The organism is Archangium sp., from assembly GCF_045802675.1.
GTDB lineage: Bacteria > Myxococcota > Myxococcia > Myxococcales > Myxococcaceae > Archangium.
The window spans coordinates 1-20,077 of record NZ_JBJMQO010000013.1 but is presented as its reverse complement, the minus strand read 5'-3'; the positions used below and the strand labels follow the sequence as shown (position 1 = coordinate 20,077).

Annotated in this window: 21 protein-coding genes; 15 read left to right on the top strand and 6 right to left on the bottom strand. The window is 71.4% G+C overall.

Translation table 11 applies throughout. The features are described 5' to 3' along the window. The 5 genes from ACJ8AN_RS02860 to ACJ8AN_RS02840 all read left to right on the top strand — a co-directional run. Positions 1-251, top strand: a 251-nt coding sequence (locus tag ACJ8AN_RS02860; RefSeq protein WP_407753647.1) for a hypothetical protein, incomplete at its 5' end; no start/stop codon positions are given. A gap of 59 nt (positions 252-310) precedes the next feature. Next, positions 311-1,240 (top strand): RimK family alpha-L-glutamate ligase, encoded by a 930-nt coding sequence (locus ACJ8AN_RS02855; protein WP_407753646.1) that lies wholly within the window; start codon positions 311-313, stop codon positions 1,238-1,240. Beyond that, complete coding sequence (locus tag ACJ8AN_RS02850; protein WP_407753645.1) at positions 1,227-1,937, top strand: 2OG-Fe(II) oxygenase; 711 nt, start codon at positions 1,227-1,229, stop codon at positions 1,935-1,937. The genes ACJ8AN_RS02855 and ACJ8AN_RS02850 overlap by 14 nt, the downstream gene beginning before the upstream one ends. A gap of 510 nt (positions 1,938-2,447) precedes the next feature. Then, positions 2,448-4,538 carry a hypothetical protein gene (locus ACJ8AN_RS02845; protein ID WP_407753644.1) on the top strand — a complete coding sequence of 697 codons (2,091 nt, stop codon included), beginning with the start codon at positions 2,448-2,450 and terminating at the stop codon, positions 4,536-4,538. A gap of 99 nt (positions 4,539-4,637) precedes the next feature. Then, the gene (locus tag ACJ8AN_RS02840; RefSeq protein WP_407753643.1) at positions 4,638-5,387 is read left to right on the top strand and encodes a hypothetical protein; all 750 of its coding nucleotides are present in this window, start codon (positions 4,638-4,640) and stop codon (positions 5,385-5,387) included. A 4-nt stretch (positions 5,388-5,391) separates the two neighbouring features. On the opposite strand, the gene traC is transcribed toward ACJ8AN_RS02840, so the two are convergent. Continuing rightward, positions 5,392-7,194 (bottom strand): outer membrane exchange accessory lipoprotein TraC, encoded by a 1,803-nt coding sequence (traC, locus tag ACJ8AN_RS02835; protein WP_407753642.1) that lies wholly within the window; start codon positions 7,192-7,194, stop codon positions 5,392-5,394. Between the two features lie 190 nt (positions 7,195-7,384). Here traC and ACJ8AN_RS02830 point away from each other — a divergent pair, with 190 nt between their 5' ends. From ACJ8AN_RS02830 to ACJ8AN_RS02795, 8 genes are all read left to right on the top strand, one after another. After that, a complete protein-coding gene (locus ACJ8AN_RS02830; protein ID WP_407753648.1) occupies positions 7,385-7,942 on the top strand; it encodes a DsbA family protein in 558 nt (185 codons plus the stop codon). Positions 7,943-8,078: 136 nt separating this feature from the next. Continuing rightward, positions 8,079-8,321 (top strand): hypothetical protein, encoded by a 243-nt coding sequence (locus ACJ8AN_RS02825; protein WP_407753641.1) that lies wholly within the window; start codon positions 8,079-8,081, stop codon positions 8,319-8,321. A 208-nt stretch (positions 8,322-8,529) separates the two neighbouring features. Next, positions 8,530-9,483 carry a DUF4202 family protein gene (locus ACJ8AN_RS02820; protein ID WP_407753640.1) on the top strand — a complete coding sequence of 318 codons (954 nt, stop codon included), beginning with the start codon at positions 8,530-8,532 and terminating at the stop codon, positions 9,481-9,483. After that, the gene (locus ACJ8AN_RS02815) at positions 9,480-10,568 is read left to right on the top strand and encodes a glycosyltransferase (RefSeq protein ID WP_407753639.1); all 1,089 of its coding nucleotides are present in this window, start codon (positions 9,480-9,482) and stop codon (positions 10,566-10,568) included. The genes ACJ8AN_RS02820 and ACJ8AN_RS02815 overlap by 4 nt, the downstream gene beginning before the upstream one ends. Positions 10,569-10,571: 3 nt before the next feature. Beyond that, positions 10,572-11,351 carry a nucleotidyltransferase family protein gene (locus tag ACJ8AN_RS02810; protein ID WP_407753638.1) on the top strand — a complete coding sequence of 260 codons (780 nt, stop codon included), beginning with the start codon at positions 10,572-10,574 and terminating at the stop codon, positions 11,349-11,351. 93 nt (positions 11,352-11,444) lie between these two features. Beyond that, a complete protein-coding gene (locus tag ACJ8AN_RS02805; RefSeq protein WP_407753637.1) occupies positions 11,445-12,308 on the top strand; it encodes a PIG-L deacetylase family protein in 864 nt (287 codons plus the stop codon). Between the two features lie 25 nt (positions 12,309-12,333). After that, on the top strand, positions 12,334-12,906 hold the full coding sequence (locus ACJ8AN_RS02800; protein ID WP_407753636.1) for a GNAT family N-acetyltransferase: 573 nt from the start codon (positions 12,334-12,336) through the stop codon (positions 12,904-12,906). 57 nt (positions 12,907-12,963) lie between these two features. After that, the gene (locus ACJ8AN_RS02795) at positions 12,964-13,770 is read left to right on the top strand and encodes an FRG domain-containing protein (protein ID WP_407753635.1); all 807 of its coding nucleotides are present in this window, start codon (positions 12,964-12,966) and stop codon (positions 13,768-13,770) included. Here the strand turns inward: ACJ8AN_RS02795 and ACJ8AN_RS02790 are convergent. Further along, on the bottom strand, positions 13,764-13,940 hold the full coding sequence (locus ACJ8AN_RS02790) for a hypothetical protein (RefSeq protein ID WP_407753634.1): 177 nt from the start codon (positions 13,938-13,940) through the stop codon (positions 13,764-13,766). The two genes, ACJ8AN_RS02795 and ACJ8AN_RS02790, sit on opposite strands and share 7 nt — an antisense overlap. 197 nt (positions 13,941-14,137) lie before the next feature. On the opposite strand from ACJ8AN_RS02790, the gene ACJ8AN_RS02785 reads away from it, so the two are divergent. Then, a complete protein-coding gene (locus ACJ8AN_RS02785) occupies positions 14,138-14,329 on the top strand; it encodes a hypothetical protein (protein ID WP_407753633.1) in 192 nt (63 codons plus the stop codon). Between the two features lie 58 nt (positions 14,330-14,387). Here the strand turns inward: ACJ8AN_RS02785 and ACJ8AN_RS02780 are convergent, their stop codons facing one another. The 4 genes from ACJ8AN_RS02780 to ACJ8AN_RS02765 form a co-directional block, all read right to left on the bottom strand. Beyond that, positions 14,388-15,026 (bottom strand): alpha/beta hydrolase, encoded by a 639-nt coding sequence (locus tag ACJ8AN_RS02780; protein ID WP_407753632.1) that lies wholly within the window; start codon positions 15,024-15,026, stop codon positions 14,388-14,390. 148 nt (positions 15,027-15,174) lie between these two features. After that, entirely contained in the window at positions 15,175-16,311 is a 1,137-nt protein-coding gene (locus ACJ8AN_RS02775) for an ATP-binding protein (RefSeq protein WP_407753631.1), read from the bottom strand. A 7-nt stretch (positions 16,312-16,318) separates the two neighbouring features. Further along, entirely contained in the window at positions 16,319-16,768 is a 450-nt protein-coding gene (locus ACJ8AN_RS02770; protein ID WP_407753630.1) for a response regulator, read from the bottom strand. 45 nt (positions 16,769-16,813) lie between these two features. Then, the gene (locus tag ACJ8AN_RS02765) at positions 16,814-19,390 is read right to left on the bottom strand and encodes a PAS domain-containing protein (protein WP_407753629.1); all 2,577 of its coding nucleotides are present in this window, start codon (positions 19,388-19,390) and stop codon (positions 16,814-16,816) included. A 268-nt stretch (positions 19,391-19,658) separates the two neighbouring features. On the opposite strand from ACJ8AN_RS02765, the gene ACJ8AN_RS02760 reads away from it, so the two are divergent. Beyond that, positions 19,659-19,943 (top strand): DUF427 domain-containing protein, encoded by a 285-nt coding sequence (locus ACJ8AN_RS02760; RefSeq protein ID WP_407753628.1) that lies wholly within the window; start codon positions 19,659-19,661, stop codon positions 19,941-19,943. Positions 19,944-20,077 lie beyond the last annotated feature (134 nt).

Here is a 20,077-nt window from a genome sequence, read left to right as displayed (position 1 = left end):
TGCCGGGCGTGGTGAAGATCAAGGCCGACGAGCCCACCGCCGCACCGACCTCGGGTGGCCTCGGCTCCCTGCCGGGCGTGGTGAAGATCAAGGCCGACGAGCCCACCGCCGCGCCGACCTCGGGTGGCCTCGGCTCCCTGCCGGGCGTGGTGAAGATCAAGGCCGATGAGCCCACGGCTGCCCCGACCTCCGGCGGCATCAGCACCCGGCCGGGTGTGGTGAAGATCAAGGCCGACGAGCCCTCGTTCTAGGCCGGGCCCGGTTGAGCGATGATGGGAGGCGCCCTTGCCGGGCGCCCAGGTGAGGACACGTGAAGACGGTCGCCATCATCGGCTCCCAGAACGACGAGCACACGCGCTACGTGGCCGAGGCCGTGCAGCGCCGCCGGGCGCGGGCGCTCGTCGTGGAAACCGCCCACATCCCCGAGTCCGCCACGCTGACGTGGGAGCGTGGCGCGGTGCGTTACCAGGGCGAGCGGCTGGAGGACGTGCGCGCGTTCTACATCAAGCGCGTCGCGCTCTCGCTGCCCATGCCGGACCCCGCCGGGCTGCCCGAGCGCAACTTCTCCCGCTGGCAGGAGCAGTACATCGCCGAGCGCGAGCGCCAGTCCTTCCTCCAGTCCGTGCTGCGTTCGCTGCGCCAGCCGGGGCGCACCTTCGTCAATCCGTTCGAGACAGTCGAGCTGCACTACCTGAAGCTGCACCAGCTCGCCCTGCTGCAGCGGGCGAAGGTGCCCGTGCCGCCGAGCCTCGGCACGTGCGACCCCGAGGCGGTGCGCGACTTCGTGGGCAAGCACGGCTCGGTCATCTACAAGCCGCTCGGCGGGGGGGCGCTGGTGCGGCGCGTCACGCCGGAGGACCTCACGGACGAGCGGCTCCAGCTGCTGGGCAACTGCCCGGTGCTCTTCCAGGCGGAGATAAAAGGCGACGAGTTCCGCGCCTACGTGCTGGACGGCGAGCCGGTGGCGGCCTTCCGCATCCCCACCGAGGGCGTGGTGGATGCCCGGGAGAACCTCGCGCACGTGCGGCCCGCCCGGCTGCCCGAGGAGGCCTGGCGCGTGTGCCTGCGGGGCGCCAAGGCGCTCGGGATGGTGTTCACGGCGGTGGACCTGCGGCGGGACGAGGAGGGGCGCTTCGTGGCGCTCGAGTTCAACCCCACGCCCGCCATCTCCTACTTCGATGATCCCCGGCGCGGGAAGGTCATCTCCCGGCTGGCGGGGTACCTCGTTGAGAAGGCCTGAGCGCACCAGCGGCTTCTTCATCCCGGACCTCGTCGACAACGTCTTCGGCGAGGGCTGGCGGGGCCCGTCCGCGGAGCTCGCCGAGGCGGCGCGGTGGATGCACCCCCAGCTGGTGGAGCCGGCGGTGGTACCCGGCGTGCGCGCGGCCTTCATGGAGAATGGGCGGGTGCCCGGCGTGTGCCTGTCGGACGCCCTGCACCCCGCGCGGGCCGAGGCCGTGCACGAGGCCCTGGGCCGCGCCCGCTTCGTCCCCCACCACCATGCCCCCTACCCGCTCTCCATCGCCCGGCGCGAGGAGCAGGAGCCCTCGGCGCTGACGGACTTCGTCCAGTGGCTCGGCACCGGGGCGGCGGCCGCCTACCACGCCTGGCTCGTGGGCTTTCCCCACCGGCTCGTCCCCACGCAGGTGCAGGTGTCGCGCATGGGCGTGGGCGAGCGCTTTCCCCAGCACGTGGACACCGAGGACGAGGGGCTCGCCGTCGTCTACAACTTCACCCGGCCCTGGGAGGAGCGCTTCGGCGGGGTGCTCGTCTTCCCCCACCCCTCGGGCACGTGGGATGAGCTGCGCATTCCGCCCCTCTTCAACTCCGTCTTCATCTTCCGCTCCCGGGGGGCGCCGCACGCGGTGACGCCGGTGACGCCGGAGGCGGCGGGGCACTGGCGCTACACCGTTACGTCCTTCTTCCTGGCGTCCTAGCCCGCGGGGCCGGAGCCCCCTGCGTCGTCCGGCGGACACCCGGAGGCGGCCTCGCGCGCGGCGGCTGCCCACGAGCCGACAATCCCTACCCGTTCCCTCCCCGGCCGTGTCCGCGTAAAGCCTTCCTACCCCGCAATCCCAAGCATGCGGGCGGCCGTGGTTTCACGTTCCCGGGCGACAGCTATGGCCCAGGTGCAGCTCCGCCAGTCCGGGAAAAGCCTGACAACGCCCCGCGCGCGCCTTGCAAGTCATTGTTTGCCCGTCTCTACGCGGGAGCTGCTTTCCCCGGGAGACACAGGGGTTCCAGGGTCTGCGCTCGGGGCAGCGGACTTTTCCATCCCCGCGAGGAAACCCGGACAGCGTGAGCAAAGAATGACAGGGCATGGCTTGACGAAACGAGGGCTCGGGCGTTCTCTAGGTGTGCAAGGGATTGACCTCGTCGCGGAAGAGCACGACCTCGGCGAGGCGGCCTGGCGGTCACGGCCGTCCCGAAAAGGGAGGAGAAGCCACATGGGTGGAGACTTGGAAACCTCGGTGGGAGCGGCGCTCGCCGCTGGCACCTATTCGGGGTACTCACTGCACGCGCGGCCCGAACAGGGCATCAACCTCATCCTCGCCCAGCCCGGCATCAGCTGCAGCCGGGTGACGCGGCTCAGCCCCACGGTGGTGTGGGCGCTCCCCGAGCCCGGTGCCGAGCTGCCCGCGCGCGAGCGCACGCTCCCGGTGCTCCTGGACGACAACGGCCGCACCGTGGGCCCGCTCAAGGGCGAAATCCTCTGGAGTGACACGCGCCGCTACGACGCGCCCATCGGCATCCAGCTGGTGGAGGTGACGCTGGAGCAGGGCCGGCAAATCCTCTCCATGCTGGACGCGGCGGCCCGCGAGGGACGCGCGCTGCCCGCGGTGTCGCCGCAGCCGATTGAAGAGGCCATCGTCGACCCGGAGCGCGTGCGCTCCATCCTCAAGTCCGTGTGCGTGATGAAGCACGAGGGCCTGCTGCGGCAGCTGGGACGCACGCTGCGCGTGTCGCTGGAGTACTTCGACGTGGCGACCTCGCAGCTGCACTGGCGGCTGGAGGAGCCGGAGGCGCACTGGGGCACGGCGCCCTATGACATTGAAGTGGTGGGCTACAACTCGGCCTTCCGCCTGCGCGTGCCGGCGCTGGAGACGCGCGGCGGCCGCATGGTGACGCCCAGTCCGCGGCGGCTGTGGAAGGTGCGCCACCGCTGGCACCGGCGCGTGCCCGCCCCCGCGGGGCTGAGGGCGCGCTTCCAGCATCCGCTGTGGGGCGAGCTGGGCTCGCTCGAGCGCGAGGCGGTGGACGTGTCCTTCAACGGCCTGTGCCTGCGGGGCAGCGCGGAGGACATGGTCTTCCCGGGCCTGCTGTTGCAGCAGCTCGAGGTGCGGGGCGAGGACGGCGAGTCCATCCTCCTGCGCGGCGAGGTGCGCTTCGTGGGGGACAAGGACGGGCAGCGGGTGTTCGGCCTCCAGGTGACGCCGTGCACGCCGCTGGACGAGACGCGCTGGGTGCGGCTCGTCTCGCTGGCGCTCTGCCCCTCCACGCGCGGCGGCGAGGGGCTGCTGCAGCCGCTGTGGGAGCTGTTCGTCGACTCGGGTTACTTCAACCTGGCGGGCCGGAAGATGGAGCAGTTCGAGGAGCTGCGCGCCAGCTTCCTGGACACCAGCAGCCGGGCCTCGCAGCTGCCCCGGCTCTTCTGCCAGACGGTGTGGCCCTCGGAGCGGGGCGTGGAGGCCACGCTGTCCTCGGTGCGGCCCTACCGTCACACCTGGCTGGTCCACCAGTTGGCCAAGCGCCCCGGCAAGTCCGCCGCGGACGTGCCGCCCGGGCAGATTCTCCGCGACCTCCACGTGCGCACGCTGGAGCACGCCCAGAGTGACCCCGACTTCCGCTGGCTCGTCGCCTACGTCGAGACCACCGTGCCCCTCTTCGAGCGCGTCCACCTTCCCTTTGCGCGCGAGCACTGGCGCAGCGGCGACGCCCTCCTCATGCCCGTGCGGCTGATGGAGGCGCGCTGCGACGAGCCGAGCGGCCAGCCCTCGGGCGGCTTCGAGATGGGCCCGGCCCGCTTCGCGGAGAAGGCGCTGCTGGCGGAGGAGATTTCCCGCACGCGCCCCGCCCCCTACGTGGACGCGTTGGATTTGTCGCGCGACCGGCTGGACCTGCGGGACACGACGGCGACGTGGCGCGCGGCCGGGCTGGAGCGCGAGCGGCAGGTGCTGGTGGCCCGCCGTGACGGGGTGCCGGTGGCCGCCATCGTCCTCGAGCTGGGCCAGCCCGGCACGAACCTCTTCCGCCTGCTGGACGCGGCGCGGCTCTTCCCGCTGTCGCCCGAGGGGCCGGAGGCGTACGTGGCGCTGCTCGACGAGGCGCGGGCCTGGTACGCGCGGCGGGGCCGCACCTCCTTCGTGCTCGTGCGCGAGGACGAGGACGACAGCTACGCCGCCGCCGCCCGGCTGCACGACGAGCCCGGCGCGAAGCCCTGCCTGTGGCTGCTCTCGGCGCGCATGCTGCCCGAGTTCCTCGAGTACGTGAGCGAGGCGACCGTGGGCCGCCTCCCGCCCGAGAAGCCCACCGCCTGAGGAAGCGAAGCACCCCGGGAAGAACCCCCGGGAAACACCCCAAGGACGCACCGCAACAGCAGCACCCGCGGTACCAGAAGGACCGAAGGAGTTGTCGACATGAGTCTGGTCAAAGAGCTGTACGAGCCCTACGTCCTGCCCGCGCGCGCCCGCATCTCCACGGATCCGGTGATGCGCATGCTGGTGGACCCCGCCATCGAGCCGGCGCTCCTCGAGCGCTTCTTCATCCAGTACCACTCGTTCGGCGTGTACATGACCGAGCCGGTGGAGGGGTGGATCCGCCGGGCGGGCCAGCGCTGCCTGATGCAGAACCTGGACTCGCTCGGCAAGCAACTGCTCGCGCACGCGAAGCACGAGGCCGGCCACCACCTGATGATGGTGGACGACGTGCGGCGGCTGGTGCACCGCTGGAACATGCGGCGTCAGTCCCCGCTGCACCTGGAGCGGCTGCTGGGCCAGCACCCCACGGACGCCATGCGCGCCTACCGCCAGCTCCACGAGCAGACCATCGCCGGCGAGCTGCCCGCGGCGCAGATCGCCATCGAGTACGAGATTGAAAACCTCTCCATGGTGCTGGGGCCGCACCTGCTGTCCAACGTGGTGCGGGTGCTCGGCCGCGAGACGCTGGAGGGGCTCGGCTTCCTGCGCGAGCACGTGCAGCTGGACGTGGGCACCACCGCCACCAACACGCGGATGATGGAGGAGTTGCTGCAACTCATGCCGGAGAACGCGCGCACGCTGGCGGAGCTCGGCTCCGAGGCGCTCGACATCTACCTGCGCTTCCTCGGCGACTGCCTGCACTCGGCCGAGGCGGCGATGTGGTCGCCGCCGGCCGAAGCGGTGGCCTGAAGCCTCAGTTGCTGCCGAAGAGGGCCTCGGGCTTCGTGAGGCCACGTGCCCGGGCCAGCGGCTGGAGGATGTCCTCGGGGGGCGCGTCCTGGGTGAGCAGCAGGGCGCGCACCGCCGTCTCCACCACGTCCTCGGCCGCCGGGCGCACCATGCCCCGGCGCGCGTCCTCTACCCGGCGCTGGCGGTAGGCATCGAAGCGCTCCTTCACGCGCTCGGCGATGGAGCTCATCGCCTTGTCGCCCGCCTCCACCCGGAGCTCCGCCTCGCTGCGCAGTTGCACCGGGTCCGCCAGCACGCCCACCTTGTCGTAGGCCTTGTTGGACGCGTCCTCCGCCAGGGCCGCGTAGTCCTCGGTGTGGGGCGAGGCGCCCGCCGCGTCCTTGGCCAGGTCCACCAGCCGCTCGGTGACGCTGGCGGTGATCGAGAGCCGGTGCAGCTCCACGTCATAGGGGTAGTCCGCGTAGACGGGCTCCTCCACGGTGAGGGGCTCGCGGTAGAAGGCGTCCCGGCCGCGCTGCACCTCGGTGCGCTGCTGCTCCGCCTTCTCCTGTGAGGCCTCCAGCCGGCGCTCCAGCTCCTGCGCGTTGGAGGAGCGCTGCGAGAGCGCCCCCTCCTCCTGCTCGCACAGCGGGTTGCAGCGGGCGGGGTTGCACTCCTTGGGCACCTCGCCGGGCTTGGCGTGGCTGAAGGCCTGGACGCACTCGGACAGCCCGGTGCCGCACGCCTTGCGCTCCCGGTCCCGGCAGCGGGCGGCCACCTCGCGCGCCTGCGCCAGCTCGTCCTGCTTGCGCAGGTAGTCGCGCAGCGTGCCTCCCAGCTTGCGCTCCACCTCCTCCAGCTTGCGCTCCTGCTCCAGCAGCGCCGACTCCAGCTGCGCGCGGCGCGGGTTGGGCACGGCCTTGTTCGTCACCACGTAGCGCTGGTTCTTCTGCGACTGCTCCACGGACTTCACCGGCATCACCCGCTCCAGCGCCACGCCCAGGCGCACGCCCTCGTGGTCCTTGGGCGGCTCCACGGTGATGACGCGGATGGGCACCTGCTGCGGCAGCAGCGCCGACAACCGTCCGGGCGACAGCCGCTGCACCACGTCCGGCGCCTCCGCCTTGTCCTCCGCGGGGGCCGTCACCACGAGGAAGGCCACCTCGTCGCGCAGCTTGCGCCGCATCTCCTCGGCGCGCTCGCGGGCCGGGGTGACGCCCACGCGCTCCTGGTCCGCGCGCACGTACGCGACCAGCGCGTTGCCCAGCTTGCCCTCCTCCTCGAAGCGCTGGGCGGTGCCGAACCACCGGCGCGCCCACGCCGTCTGCACCGCGTCCACGCCCTTGCGCGCTCCCGCGTGCGAGTCGTCCACCGCCAGCACCGCGTCCAGCTCGGCCCGGGCGTCCTGCAACCGCTCCTCCTTCAGGGCCTCGAGGGCCACCTCCACCCGCGCGTCCAGCGTCTGGCCGAGCAGCTCGCGCGCCGGGTCGTTCTCCGGGTCCAACTGGAGCACGCGCACCAGCAGCGGCGTGGCGCCCGCGAGGTTGCCCTCGCCGTGCTTCGCGCGCGCGGCCGCGAGAAGCTCGGCGCCCCACAGCTTGTGCATGTCGCGCAGCTTCACCTTCGCTTCCGGGTCACCGGGCTCGGCGGCGAGGGCGCGCTGGTAGGCGGCCTCGGCCTTCTCCCACTGGCGCTGGGTGGTGAGCGCGTCGCCCTCCTTCATGGCGCGGGCGAAGGTGGTACAGCCCGCGGCCGCGAGCAGGGCGAAGATGGCGAGGGAGATGAGCCCCAGCCGGCGGGCCAGGGACGACGGGGGGCGGGCAGGCATGGAAGGCACGGGGCCATTTTCAGGGAAAGCGGCGCCGGGAAGAAGCGCTGATTCATCGCTTGCTGGCCGGGCGAGCGGCTGGACACGGCCACCTCACGCTGCGAGAAGGGACACACCTTCGTGACGTGAGAGGTGGGCCATGAGCGTGCGCATCCGGCTGTATTCGGACTTCGTTTGACCGTACTGCTTCATCGCGGAGCAGAGCAGCCTGGTCAGGTTGCAAGAGAAGTACGACGTCGAGGTGGAGTGGAAGGGCTTCGAGCTGAACCCGGGCACGCCCCGGGGAGGCGTGTCGATGGACCGGATTTTTCCCGGCCGCGCCGAGCAGATGAGGGCCCAGGTGCAACAATTCGCCCGGGGTTTTGGCGTGTCGCTGCAAGCGCCCCCGCACCTGGCCAACACGCGCCGGGTGCTCGCGCTGACCGAGTGGGCGCGCGACCAGGGCCGCTTCGAGGCCTTCCGCGACGCGGCCATGCGGGCGCAGTGGCAGCGCGGCGAGGACCTCGAGAACCTGGAGGTGCTCGTGCGGCTCGCGGAGGAAGCCGGCCTGCCGGGCGAGGGAGCGAGGAGCGCCATGGACGCGCCCGAGTACCAGGCCCGCGTGGACGCGGTGCAGAAGGAGGGGCAGCGCGAGGGCGTGCGCGGCATCCCCACGTTCTTCATCGGCGACGTGCGCGTGGTCGGCTGCCAGCCCTATGAGGTGTTCGAGCAGGCCGCCCGGCAAGCAGGAGCACGGCCTCGACAGTAAGGGCTCGGCTCCTCGCCTGTTGTGCGCTCGGGGAGGCTCGGTGGGCGCGTCCGTCCCGCCCGGGAATGACGCGTCGCACCAGTGGGTATGAAGACAGCCGAGGGGGGCACACACTTTTTCGAGGAGTTCCAGCGACATGGCCTGCTCGCCACCTAAACCCAATCCCACCGAGCTCCGCCTGCCCATGTGGGCGGACCACCATCACGTCGAGGACTACCGCAACGTCCACTGCCGCCAGTACTCGCGGTGCATCGACGCGGCGGTACGCGAGGACTGGGAGGGCTTCTCCTGCCAGAAATGCCCGCTGTTCCACCAGGACGCGGCGCCTCACGCGGACCAGTACGCGTTCGATCAGCCGGCCGACAACGGCCGCCCGTAGTCGCGCGCTGGAGTCCAGGAGTTTCCGGGTGAACGTCGCCCGGCTGTGAGCCAGCGCACGGGCCCGTCCGCGAGTCCGTACACTGGCTCACGCGTTTCTGGGTCCCCGGTGCATTGGCCCACGCGTCCATACATGGGGCCCTGGCCTTTCGGCGGCCGCGACCGCAACTTGCCGCGTCCTCACGTGCGGGCCTCCCGCGGGAGACGCGATGATCCGACAGCTGCTGCTGTCCGAACCCGGCCTTCGTGCCGCCGACGCACCCCTCGCACCCACGGGTGCCTTCGTCCTGCTGGCCGAGGAGTTTCCCACCGTTTCCCTGCAGCCGCTGGCCCAGGCCGGCAACGCGCACGTGCTGAATCTGGACGCCCAGCAGTGGCGCGCCCCGGGGTTCGATCCCTTCGACTGGGACGAGCACGTCTTCGCCACCGCCGCCTCCTGTCCCGCGGGCAACTGCATCACCCTGCACCTCACGGGCTCGCCGCGCGAGGCGCTCGCCGCCACCGCGCTCGAGGTGCTCACCCGCTACCAGGGCCTCGTGCGCCGGCGCAACGCCGCCTCCGAGGGCCCGCTCTTCGACGCCATCCTCGCGCGCCACCTGGCGCTGCATGACTTGAGCAAGCCGCTCGTCGTGGCCGACTACCGGCACGCGCTGGACACCTGGCAGTGGGTGCTGCGGCTCGCCCCCCGGGCGGACCTGGCCGTGCAGACGGCCGCGCTCTTCCACGACGTGGAGCGCCTGCTCTCCGAGCCCGACGCGCGCGTGGAGCACCACGCCCGGGACTACCAGGCCTTCAAGGACGCGCATGCGGCGCGCGGGGCGGACGTGGCGTGCGAGCTGCTGTCGGACCTGGGCGTGGACGCGGGCACCCGCGAGCGCGTGCGCTGGCTCATCGGCCGCCACGAGCGCCCCGAGGCCGACGTGTGCCTCACGCTCCTCAACGACGCGGACGCCCTGTCCTTCTTCTCGCTCAACGCCTCGGGCTTCGTGCGCTACTTCCCGCTCGAGCACACGCGCCGCAAGGTGGTGTACACGCTCGGCCGGCTGCGTCCCAATCAGCGTTGGCGGCTGGCGCGCGTGCGGCTCGCGCCCCAGGTGCGCCGGCTCCTCGAGGAGGCCATCGGCGCCGTCACGCTGCCCAGCACGATGCAGGAGTCGGCATGAAGCTGGTGATTTTCGGCCTCACCGTCAGCTCCTCCTGGGGCAACGGGCACGCCACGCTGTGGCGCGGGCTCATCTCCGCCCTCACCGACCGCGGCCACCGCGTCGTCTTCTTCGAGCGGGATCAGCCCTTCTACGCCTCGCACCGCGATCTGCTCGAGCTGCCCCCGGGCGCGCAGCTGATTCTCTACTCCTCGTGGGAGGAGGCGCTGCCGCGCGCGAAGCTACACCTGCGGGACGCGGACGCGGGCATGGTGACGTCCTACTGCGCCGACGGCGTGGAGGCGGGCCGGCTGCTGCTGGGCTCGCGCGTGCCGGTGAAGTCCTTCTATGACATGGACACGCCCGTCACCCTGGAGCGGGCCGAGCGCGGCGAGAGCATCGAGTACATCGGCCCCGAGGGCCTGGGCGGCTACGACGTCGTGCTGAGCTACACGGGCGGCGAGGCCCTCACCGGGCTGCGGCGGCTCTTCGGCGCGCGCAACGCCCTGCCCCTCTACGGCAGCGTGGACCCGCGGGTGCACTACCCGGTGGACGGCAAGCCGCACTACCGGGGGGACCTCTCGTACCTGGGTACCTACGCGGCCAACCGGCAGGAGGCGCTCGAGCGGCTCTTCCTCGAGCCCGCGCGGCGCATGCCCGGGCGCCGCTTCGTCATCGGCGGTGCGCAGTACCCGCGGGACTTCGCCTGGACGCCCAACCTCTACTTCGTCCAGCACCTGCCGCCGGTGGAGCACCCGGCCTTCTATTGCTCGTCCAGCCTCACCCTCAACGTCACGCGCGCGCCCATGGCCGCCATGGGGTGGTGTCCCTCGGGGCGCCTCTTCGAGGCCGCCGCGTGTGGCACCCCCGTGCTGTCCGACGCGTGGGAGGGCCTGGAGTCGTTCTTCCGTCCCGGCGAGGAGATCCTCGTCGCGCACTCCACGGAGGACACGGTGGAGGCGCTCTCGCTCTCGCCAGAAGACCTCGCCCGGATGGGCCAGCGCGCACGGGAGCGCGCCCTCACCGAGCACACGGCGGCAAGACGCGCGGAGGAGTTGGTGGCGGTGTTGGACGGAGGGCGCGTCTCGAACCATGCGAGGAACTGAGCCATGTGGGGACTCATACCGGCGGCTGGCATTGGCAGCCGCATTCAACCGCTCGCATTCTCCAAGGAGCTATTGCCCGTAGGCGGCCGCTTCGACGGCAAGACGGAAAGGCCTCGCGCCGTGAGCGAGTACCTGGTGGACCGCATGGTGCTCGCGGGGGCGAGGAAAATCTGTTTCATCATCTCCCCGGGCAAGTCGGACATCGTCGAGTACTACGGCGGCTCGGTGGACGGCGCGCAGGTCTGCTACGCCGTGCAGCCGGAGCCACTGGGGCTGTGTGACTCGCTGTTCCGCGCGGTGCCCTTCATCCATCCGGAGGAGGAGGTGCTCATCGGGCTGCCGGACACGGTGTGGTTCCCCGAGGACGGCCTGTGCCGGCTGCCGGGCGGGGGGTTGTCCTTCCTGTGCTTCCCGGTGGCGCGGCCGGAGCTGTTCGACGCGGTGGTGGCGGACCGGGACGGCACGGTGCGGGAGATTCAGGTGAAGCAGGAGGGCGCCACGAGCCATTGGATATGGGGCGCCTTCAAGCTGACGGGGGCCCTCCTGCGCGAGCTGCACGAGCTGTGGCTCACGCGCGAGCCGAGGGACCCGTACCTGGGGACGCTGGTGAACGAGTGGCTGGCGCGGGGCGGCAAGGCGCGGGCGGTGAAGGCGGGCGAGTCCTACGTGGACGTGGGAACGCTCAACGGCTACCGCGAGGCCATCCAACTGCTCGGTACGCGTCCGTCGCGAGGGCCGGTCATGGCGCGGGAAGAGGACCCCTCCGCACCGGTGACGCACTGATGCACGTATTCCCTCTCCCGAAGGAGAGGGAAGGGAGCGCAGTACGGGGAAGGGAGGCGGCGTTGGTGAGAGCTCCAAGAGGGAGGCACGTGCATGCGGCCTCCCGATGAATCCATCCAGCACGGAAGCCCCGCGCCAGCGGATGGGCACACCGTGGCCGATATCCTCGCGCCACTGCTGCCACCCCAGGCCTTGCGAGGCTCCGTGCTCATCGTGGCCGCGCACCCGGATGACGAGGTGCTGGGGGCCTCGTGGCTGCTGCGCCGGGGCCCGGGCTGCCACGTCGTCCACGTCACCGACGGGGCCCCGAGGGACACCCCCAGCTCGCGCGAGCACTACGCGCACCTGCGCGAGCAGGAGGCTCTCGCGGCGCTGCGCCTGGCCGGGCTTCCTCCGGAGCGCCTGCTCTCCCTGGGGGCGGTGGACCAGGAGGCGGCGCAGGAGTTCGTCACCCTCACCGAGTGCCTGATGGCGCTGCTCAAGGCGCTGCGCCCGGCGCTCCTCGTCGTGCACCCGTACGAGGGAGGACACCCGGACCATGACGCGGCGGCCTTCGTCGCGCATGCGGCCGTGGCGCTGATGGCGCGGGCGGGGCGCACTCCTCCGGTGCTGCTGGAGATGGCGTCCTACCACCGCCACCGGGAGTCTCTCGTCACCGGGGATTTCCTCCCCGCGCCGGACGGCCGGCTGGTGGCCACGGTGCCCTTCACCGAGGCGGAGCGCGCGGACAAGCAGCGGATGCTCGCGTGTTACGCCTCACAGGCGCGCGGGCTGGAGTCCTTCCCGCTGGGACACGAGCGCTACCGGGCCGCGCCCCGCTACGACTTCACCCGGCCGCCCCACGAGGGGCCGCTCCAGTACGAGGCCCAGGGCGGGCCCATGAAGGGCGAGCGCTGGCGGGAGCTGGCCCGCCGGGCCTTGGAGCAACTGAAGCTACCGGAGACACCCTGGCACTGACAGCTCGAGGTGCGGAGGCACGCGCATGATGTTCGACAACCTGGAGGTTTCCCGGCACTGGCCGTCCCACGAGCACACGCCCCTCATGGAGGAAGTGGTGACCACCCTCCGCGAGCTGGAGGCCCTGCAGGGCGAGTGGCGTTGGCTGTGGACGCGTTGCCCCGGCGCCAGCTCGGCGCAGCGCCCCGAGCGGCTGATGCCCTGGTACCGGCGGTGCGATCCCTCCTTCTCCCCGCTCCGGGTACTGACGCTGCGCAGCCAGGGGCGGCTCGTGGGCATCGCGCCGTTGGCGGTGCGCAAGGAGTGGGGAGGGCGTGTGATGCGGCTGCTCGGCGAGGGCCTCCCCGACTACCTGGACGTGCTGATGGATCCAGAGCACGCCCCCAGCGGCGTGGAGACGCTGTTCGGCTGGCTCGCGCGCCACGGCGACACCTGGGACACGTGTGTCTTCGAGCAGCTGCGCGAGGACTCGCCCCTCCTGCACACGCACGCCCCCATGGGGTGGAGCGAGCGCATCGACCTGCGCGCGCCCTCTGCCCCGCTCGCCGGCGATTTCCACCGGCGCAGCCTCTGGATTGCCCCCGCGAAAACCCAGTGAGGGCCCGGGGCTCCGGCCTGGCGTGCCAGCACGCTCCACGCTGCCCATCTTCCCGGCGTGCAGGAACATCGGGTGCAGAGCTGGGTGGAGTTGCAGGACGCGCTCTTCGCGGGCTCGTGGAACGAGGCGCTCCATCGCTTCCGTCCCACGCTCGCCTTCCGGGGCATGCCCGACTCACGGCATGACCTGGCCACCAGCCTCAACCGGCGCGGGGGCAACTACTCCCGCCAGGAGCACGTCATGCTGCGCGCCTTCCGCAAGTACGCGCGCGGCACCTCCAACCCCTGCGAGTCGCTCTGGGACTGGCTCTCGCTCGCCCAGCACCACGGGCTGCCCACGCGCCTGCTCGACTGGACGTTCAGCCCCTACGTGGCGCTGCACTTCCTCTGCGAGGACCCGGACCTGTACGGCGTGGACGGCGTGGTGTGGAGCGTGGACTACCGCGAGACGAACCGGCTGCTGCCCCGCCCCCTCAAGGCCCAGCTCACCGGCGAGGGCGCCGACGTCTTCAGCGCCGAGATGCTCGCCGGGGTGGCGCCGGACCTCGCCACCTTCGACAGGCTCACCCGCCACGCCTTCGTGCTCTTCTTCGAGCCGCCCTCGCTCGACGAGCGCATCGTCAACCAGTTCGCCCTCTTCTCGGTGATGAACGACGCGTCGGCGCGGCTGGACACGTTCCTCGAGAAGCAGAAGCGCGGGGTGCGCCGGCTCATCGTCCCGGGCCGCCTCAAGCAGGAGGTGCGGGACAAGCTCGACCAGGCCAACATCACCGAGCGCGTGCTCTTCCCCGGCCTGGACGGGCTCTCCCGCTGGTTGCGCCGCTACTACAACCCGCGGCCTCCTGGTGCCCCGGCCGGTCAGTAGCCGTGGGCCTCTCTATCCGAGGGCGGACGCTGCCCCTCGGTGGCGCGCCCCTCCGTCTCCACGCGCTTGTCGCCCGCACGGCTGATGCCCCCGAGCACGAGGGTGAGCACGATGGCGGCGAAGAACACCAGCACGGCGAACAAGAAGAACCCCAACGCGAAACCTCCCATGAGCCACCTCCTGTAGGGCTCAACCTAGGGCCGCTGGGGGAGCCCGTGCATGCCCTCTCCGTCTTCGCGAGAGGGCGGGAGTGAGGGCCTGTTCCCCTGCCCGCCTCCCAGGCCGCCCCCAGGCTTGCCGCGGCCGGGAGAACTCCCGACCTTGAGTCACAGGTCCAACAAACCCATCGCGCCGGAGGACGCACGACATGCCTCGCAAGCCCAAAGAGGAAAACCCCACGATGCACGGGGACGCCAAGATGAGTGAGGAGACGCGCAAGGAGGTCTTCGGCAAGTCGGAGAAGGAGACCGCGCCCGAGGACGCCGAGCGTCAGCGCGAGTTCAGCGGGCCCTCGCAGGAGGGACGCAAGGACAGCGCGGGCAGCGACAAGCACAGCTGAGACGCGCCGGGGGAAGTCCGTGGCCCTTGCCCCTCGCCCTCTCCGGGGGGCGAGGGAGTCAGGCGCGCAGCTCGTGCAGCAGCCAGTCGCGCACGCGGGTGAAGACGCGCTCGGCGGACTCGTCCAGCACGTGCCCCGTCCCGGGGAGGAGCTCGAGGTCCTTGCGGCCCCGCGCCCGCTCGTGGATGGAGAGCGAGCAGCTCGGCGGCAGCACCGCGTCCGACAGGCCGTGGACGAGCAGCAGCGAGCGCGGATGCAGCTCCGACACCGCCTCCGTCCCGTAACTCTGGGGCGAGAGCCCCACCACCGTCGTCACCCAGGGCGACTGCGCTCCGGCGTCGATCATCACCGCGCCCCCGAACGAGTGCCCCACGAGCGCCACGCGCTCCAGCCCGCGCTCCAGGAGGAAGTCCACGCCCGCGAGCACGTCATGCACCGCCTCGGCCAGGTCCGCCGCATGGCGGTACTTCAACCGGACGGTGGAGATGCGATGGCGTAGCAGCTCCTCGCCCAGCCGCGGGTACAGGCCGAGCGCGGGCGTGTCGAAGCCTCCGCCCACCCCACCGGCCAGCAGCACGCCCGCCTTGGCGTGGAGAGACTCGTACAGCAGCACCTCCACCGGGCCCCGCCTCGTCCGCAGCGTGTAGGGCCGTGGCTCCAGTCCCTGCCCATCCTGCGGCGTCTCTATCTCCGGCACACCGAGCCCTCCTCTCCGCACACTCCCGTGTCTACGGTGGACATGGCGAGCGGGCGGGGAAGACGTGGGGCGTCGGGCGGGGAGGCAAAAGGCAGCCCTCCCCCCTGTCCCCCGAGTCAGGGAAATCCCAGACGCCGGGCGGCGGGGCTCAGACCCGGGCGGCGGGGAGCAGATGGCGCGGCAGGTTCAACCAGAAGCAGGTGCCCTCGGCCTCCGTGGAGCGCACCTGCAGCGAGCCCCCGTGGGCCTTCACGATTTCGTGCGTGATGTAGAGCCCCAGCCCCAGTCCCGAGCGGCCACCCGAGCGAGCCCCATCCCGCCCGCGCACGAACGGATCGAAGATGTGCGGCATCCGCTCGGTGGGGATGGGCGGGCCCAGGTTGTGCACCTCCACCCGGACGCCCTCGCCCTCGTCGCGCACCACCACCCGGATGGCGCTGTCCTCGGGCGAGTACTGCACGGCGTTGCCCACCAGGTTGGAGGCCGCCTGGGCGATGCGGTCCGCGTCCCACTCGCCCCAGCCGGTGCCGGACACGCTCAGCTCGAAGCGCCGCTGCGGGTGCGCCACCTCCAGCTCCTCCACCACCTGCCGCAGCACGTCGTGCACGTTCACCCACGTGCGCGCCAGCGTGTAGCCGCCGCCCAGCCGCGTGCGCGTGAAGTCCAGGATGTCCCCGATCATCCGCGCCATCCGGTCCGCGGAGATGGAGATGCGGTTGACGGCCTTGCGCTGGGGCTCGGACAGGCCCCCGTAGCGCAAGAGCAGCGCCGCGTTGCCGGAGATGGCCTGCAAGGGATTGCGCAAATCGTGCCCCAGGATCCCGAGGAACTGCTCGCGGAACACCGCCGTCTGGCGCGCGGCCTCCTCGCGCTTGAGGCCCTCCTCGGCCCGCTTGCGCTCGATGGCGTAGCGCAGCGCGCGCACCAGCAGCGGCCCCGTGGCCTGGCCCTTCACCAGGTAGTCCTGGGCGCCCGCGTGCACCGCGCTCATCGCCAGCTGCTCGTCGTCCGTGCCGGTGAGCACCACCAGCGGCAGCGCGGGGGCCGCCTGCAGCAGCCGCTCGATGTTGGACAGCCCGTGCCCGTCCGGCAGCGACAAGTCCAGCAGCACCACGTCCCACCCCGGCTCGCCCACCACCGGGAGCGCCTCGGCCATGCGCGTCACATGGCGCACCTCGAAGCGCACCGAGGACACGTCCTTGAGCTCCTCCTGCAGGAGCCGGGCGTCTCCGGGGTTGTCCTCCACCAACAGCAGCCGCAGGGGCCGGGCGTCGTTCGAAGTCATGGCGCCCTCACTCCACCGTGGGCAGCCGGACCACCGACAGCCAGAAGTCGTCGATGGAGCGCACCACGGAGATGAACTGCTCCAGGTCCACCGGCTTGGTGATGTAGCAGTTGGCGTGCAAATCGTAGGTGCGCAGGATGTCCTCCTCGGCCTTGCTGGTGGTGAGCACCACCACGGGGATGCGGCGCAGGCTGACGTCCTCCTTGATGTCCGCCAGCACCTCGCGCCCGTCCTTGCGGGGGAGGTTCAGGTCCAACAGGATGAGGTCCGGGCGGGTGGCGCCCGCATGCGGCCCCTGGCGGCGCAGGAAGGCGAGCGCCTCCACCCCGTCGCGCGCGACGGACAGGCGGTTGCGCACCTTGCCCTCCTTGAGGGCCTCGATGGTCAGCCGGACGTCGCCGGGGTTGTCCTCCACCAGGAGGATTTCAATGGGGCGTCCGAGGGTGTCGTCACTCATGAAGTAGTGCCCTGTCTCCGTGGGCTGTGCCCAATGGGCTGTGCCCTAGGTGGGAGTGGGAATGGCCGGCAGGGTGAACCAGAACGTCGTCCCCTGCCCGGGCTGCGAGTCCAGCCCGATGCGGCCCCCGTGTCGCTCGACGATCTTCTTGCAGATGGCCAGGCCGATGCCCGTGCCCGGGTACTCCTCCTTGCCGTGCAGGCGCTGGAAGATGACGAAGATGCGCTCGTAGTACTGCGGCTCGATGCCGATGCCGTTGTCCTCGACGGTGAAGCGCCACTCGTTGCCCTGGCGCTCGGCCTCCACCAGCACCCGGGGCGGCGAGCTCCCGCGGAACTTGAGCGCATTGCCCACCAGGTTCTGGAAGAGCTGGACGAGCTGCGTCTCGTCCACCATCACCTGCGGCAGCTTGCCCTGGATGAGGGTGGCGCCCGACTCGTCCACCAGCGTCTTGAGGTTGGCCAGCGCCTTGTCCAGCGCCTGGCCGGAGGCGAGGGGTTTGAACTCGTGGCCGCGGGTGCCCACGCGCGAGTAGGCGAGCAGGTCCTGGATGAGCCGCTGCATGCGGTTGACGCCGTCCACCGCGTAGCGGATGAACTCGTCGGCGTCCGCGTCCAGCCTGCCCTGGTAGCGCCGCGCCAGCAGCTGCGTGTAGCTGGCCACCATGCGCAGGGGCTCCTGCAAATCATGCGAGGCGACGTAGGCGAACTGCTGTAGCTCCTCGTTGGAGCGCGCCAGCTCCCTGGCGTGCTCCTGGAGGGAGAGCTCGGCGCGGCGGCGCTCGAGGCCCTGGGCCAGGTTGTCGGCCACGGTGGCCAGCGTGGCCAGCGTCTCATCGTCCAGGGGCCGCAGGCCGAAGACGGCGAGCACGCCCACCAGTTGCCCGCGCACCAGCAGCGGGGTGCCCAGGAAGGAGACGAGCCCCTGCATCTGGCACCAGTCGCGCGAGCGCAGGCCGGGGTGGCGCAGCACGTCGTTGATGACGAGCGGCTTGCGCTCCTGGCCCACCTGGCCCACCAGGCCCTCGCCCAGCGCGAAGCGGTAGGGCTGGAAGGCGGTGGGCACGGTGACGCCGGAGGTGCCCTCCAGCACCAGCGCGCGGGCCTCGCGGTTCCACGTCCACAGCTGCGCCAGGGGCAGCACGGTGAGGTTGCGCACCACCACCTCGGTGCACGCCTGCATGAGGCGCTCGGGCGTGTCCTCGCGCGAGAGCACCTCGCTCACCTGGGCGCGCAGGGCCTCCAGCTCGCGCGCCCGCTGCTCGCTCTCCAGCTGGCGCGAGGCCTCCTCGGCCTGGCGCTGGGCGGTGATATCCGTGGTGGTGCCAATCCACTCGCGCACCTGGCCCTTGGCGTCCAGCAGGGGCACCGCGCGGGACTGGACGGTGGCCCAGTTGCCGTCGGCGGCCCGGCGCACGCGCATCTCCACGTCATAGGGCTGCTTGAGGGCCCGCGCCGCCTCCCAGCCGCGCCGCACGCGCTCCTGGTCCTCCGGGTGGACGACGGCGAGCCAGCCATAGCCCTGGTAGTCCTCGAGCGGCTGGCCGGTGAAGGCGCGCCAGGAGGGCGAGTCCTCCTCCACGTGGCCCTCGGGCCGCCGCACCCAGACGGCCTGGGAGGTGGCGGTGATGAGCGAGCGGAAGCGCTCCTCGGCGCGCACGGAGTTGCCGTAGAGGCGGGCGTTGTCCACCGCGAGGGCGGCACGGTTGGCCAGCTGCTCGGCGAAGGCCACATCCGCGGGGGTGAAGCGCCGGACGGACTCGGCGGTGACGAGCGCGAGGGCCCCGAAGGTGCGGCCCCGCGCGGTGAGGGGCACCGTCACGGCCGAGCGCAGCCCGAGCTCGCGCGCGATGCGCAGGTGCTCGGCGTCCTTGGTGGCGGCCACCAGCAGCTCGTCGGGGATGTCGGGGAGGACCACGGAGCGGCCGGTGCGGATGACCTCGTGGAGGCCGTTGCGGTCCTTCGGGTCGGGCGGGTAGCGCCGGCGCAGCTCGTGGGCGAGCTTCACCTTGGCCGGGTCCACGTGCGCCACGGCGAGCAGCCGCACGACGCCGTCCTCGCCGAGGATGTCGAGCGAGCACCAGTCCGCCAGGCGGGGCACGGCCAGCCGGGTGAGGGCCGCCAGCGTGGTCTCGTAGTCCAGCGAGGAGGCGAGCAGCACGCCGGCCTCGGTGAGGAACTGGAGCGAGTCCGCGGCGCGCCTCTGCTCGTCGATGTCCGTGCAGGTGCCGAACCACTTGACGATGCGGCCGTCCGCGTCGCGCACCGGGTTGGCGCGGCCGAGGAACCAGCGGTACACGCCGTCGTAGCGGCGGCAGCGGTACTCCACCTCGTAAGGGTCGCCGGTGCGCAGCGAGTGCTGCCAGCGCTTCTGGGCCTCCGGGAGGTCGTCCGGATGGAAGGGCAGGCGCCAGCCGTCACCGTAGGTGGGGCCGGGAGAGGTGCCGGTGTAGTCGAACCAGCGTTGGTTGAAAAAGTCGTGTTGGCCATCGGGCCCGGCCGTCCAGACGAGCTGTGGGATGGCCTCGGCGAGCTGCCGGAAGGTGGACTCCCCCTCGGGGTTGTTCAGCGTCTGGCTCAGAAGCGTGTGGACGTCCGGGGCGCGTCGCTCGGTGGGGTTCATGAAGGGGGAGTGGGACGTTAACAGCGCGGGAACCGCCCACGATTTCCCCCAGCCCTCCCCCCCGGCCGGCTTTCCACCAGCGGACAGTCAGGGAAGGGGGCCGCACTCCCGGCCGGCGATGGATGAAGGGCCCGCCCGGCCGCCTGGGCCTCTGGCGGCGGCGAGGAAGCGGGGCTTGCCACCTGGAGGACGGAAGGAGCCGGCGGCGGTGGCGCCCGGAGCGCGGGCCGGGCACACAAGGGGGAGAGCCAACGCGAGGAGGTCCACCGTGGCCCGGGCGATGTGGAATGGACGGTTGCTCGCCGAGAGCGACCGGTACGAAGTGGTGGAGGGGAACGTGTATTTCCCTCCGGAGGCGGTGAAGCGCGAGGTGATGCAGGACAGCACCACGCACACCACGTGCCCGTGGAAGGGCGTGGCGAGCTACTACGACGTGAGGGTGGACGGGAAGGTGAACCGGGACGCGGCCTGGTACTACCCGGAGCCGAAGGACGCGGCGCGCAACATCCGCGGCCACGTGGCCTTCTGGAAGGGCGTGCAGGTGGAGCGCTAAGCCAGATGGGGTAAGTCCTGTCAGGGGGGAGGCTCCGGGCGCGTTTTCCCGCAACTGGTCCGATGGTCGTACCAGTCGGGACGAAACGCGACCGGAAGGTGCCTCGTTCTTTGCGCCGAGAGCACCCTGACAGG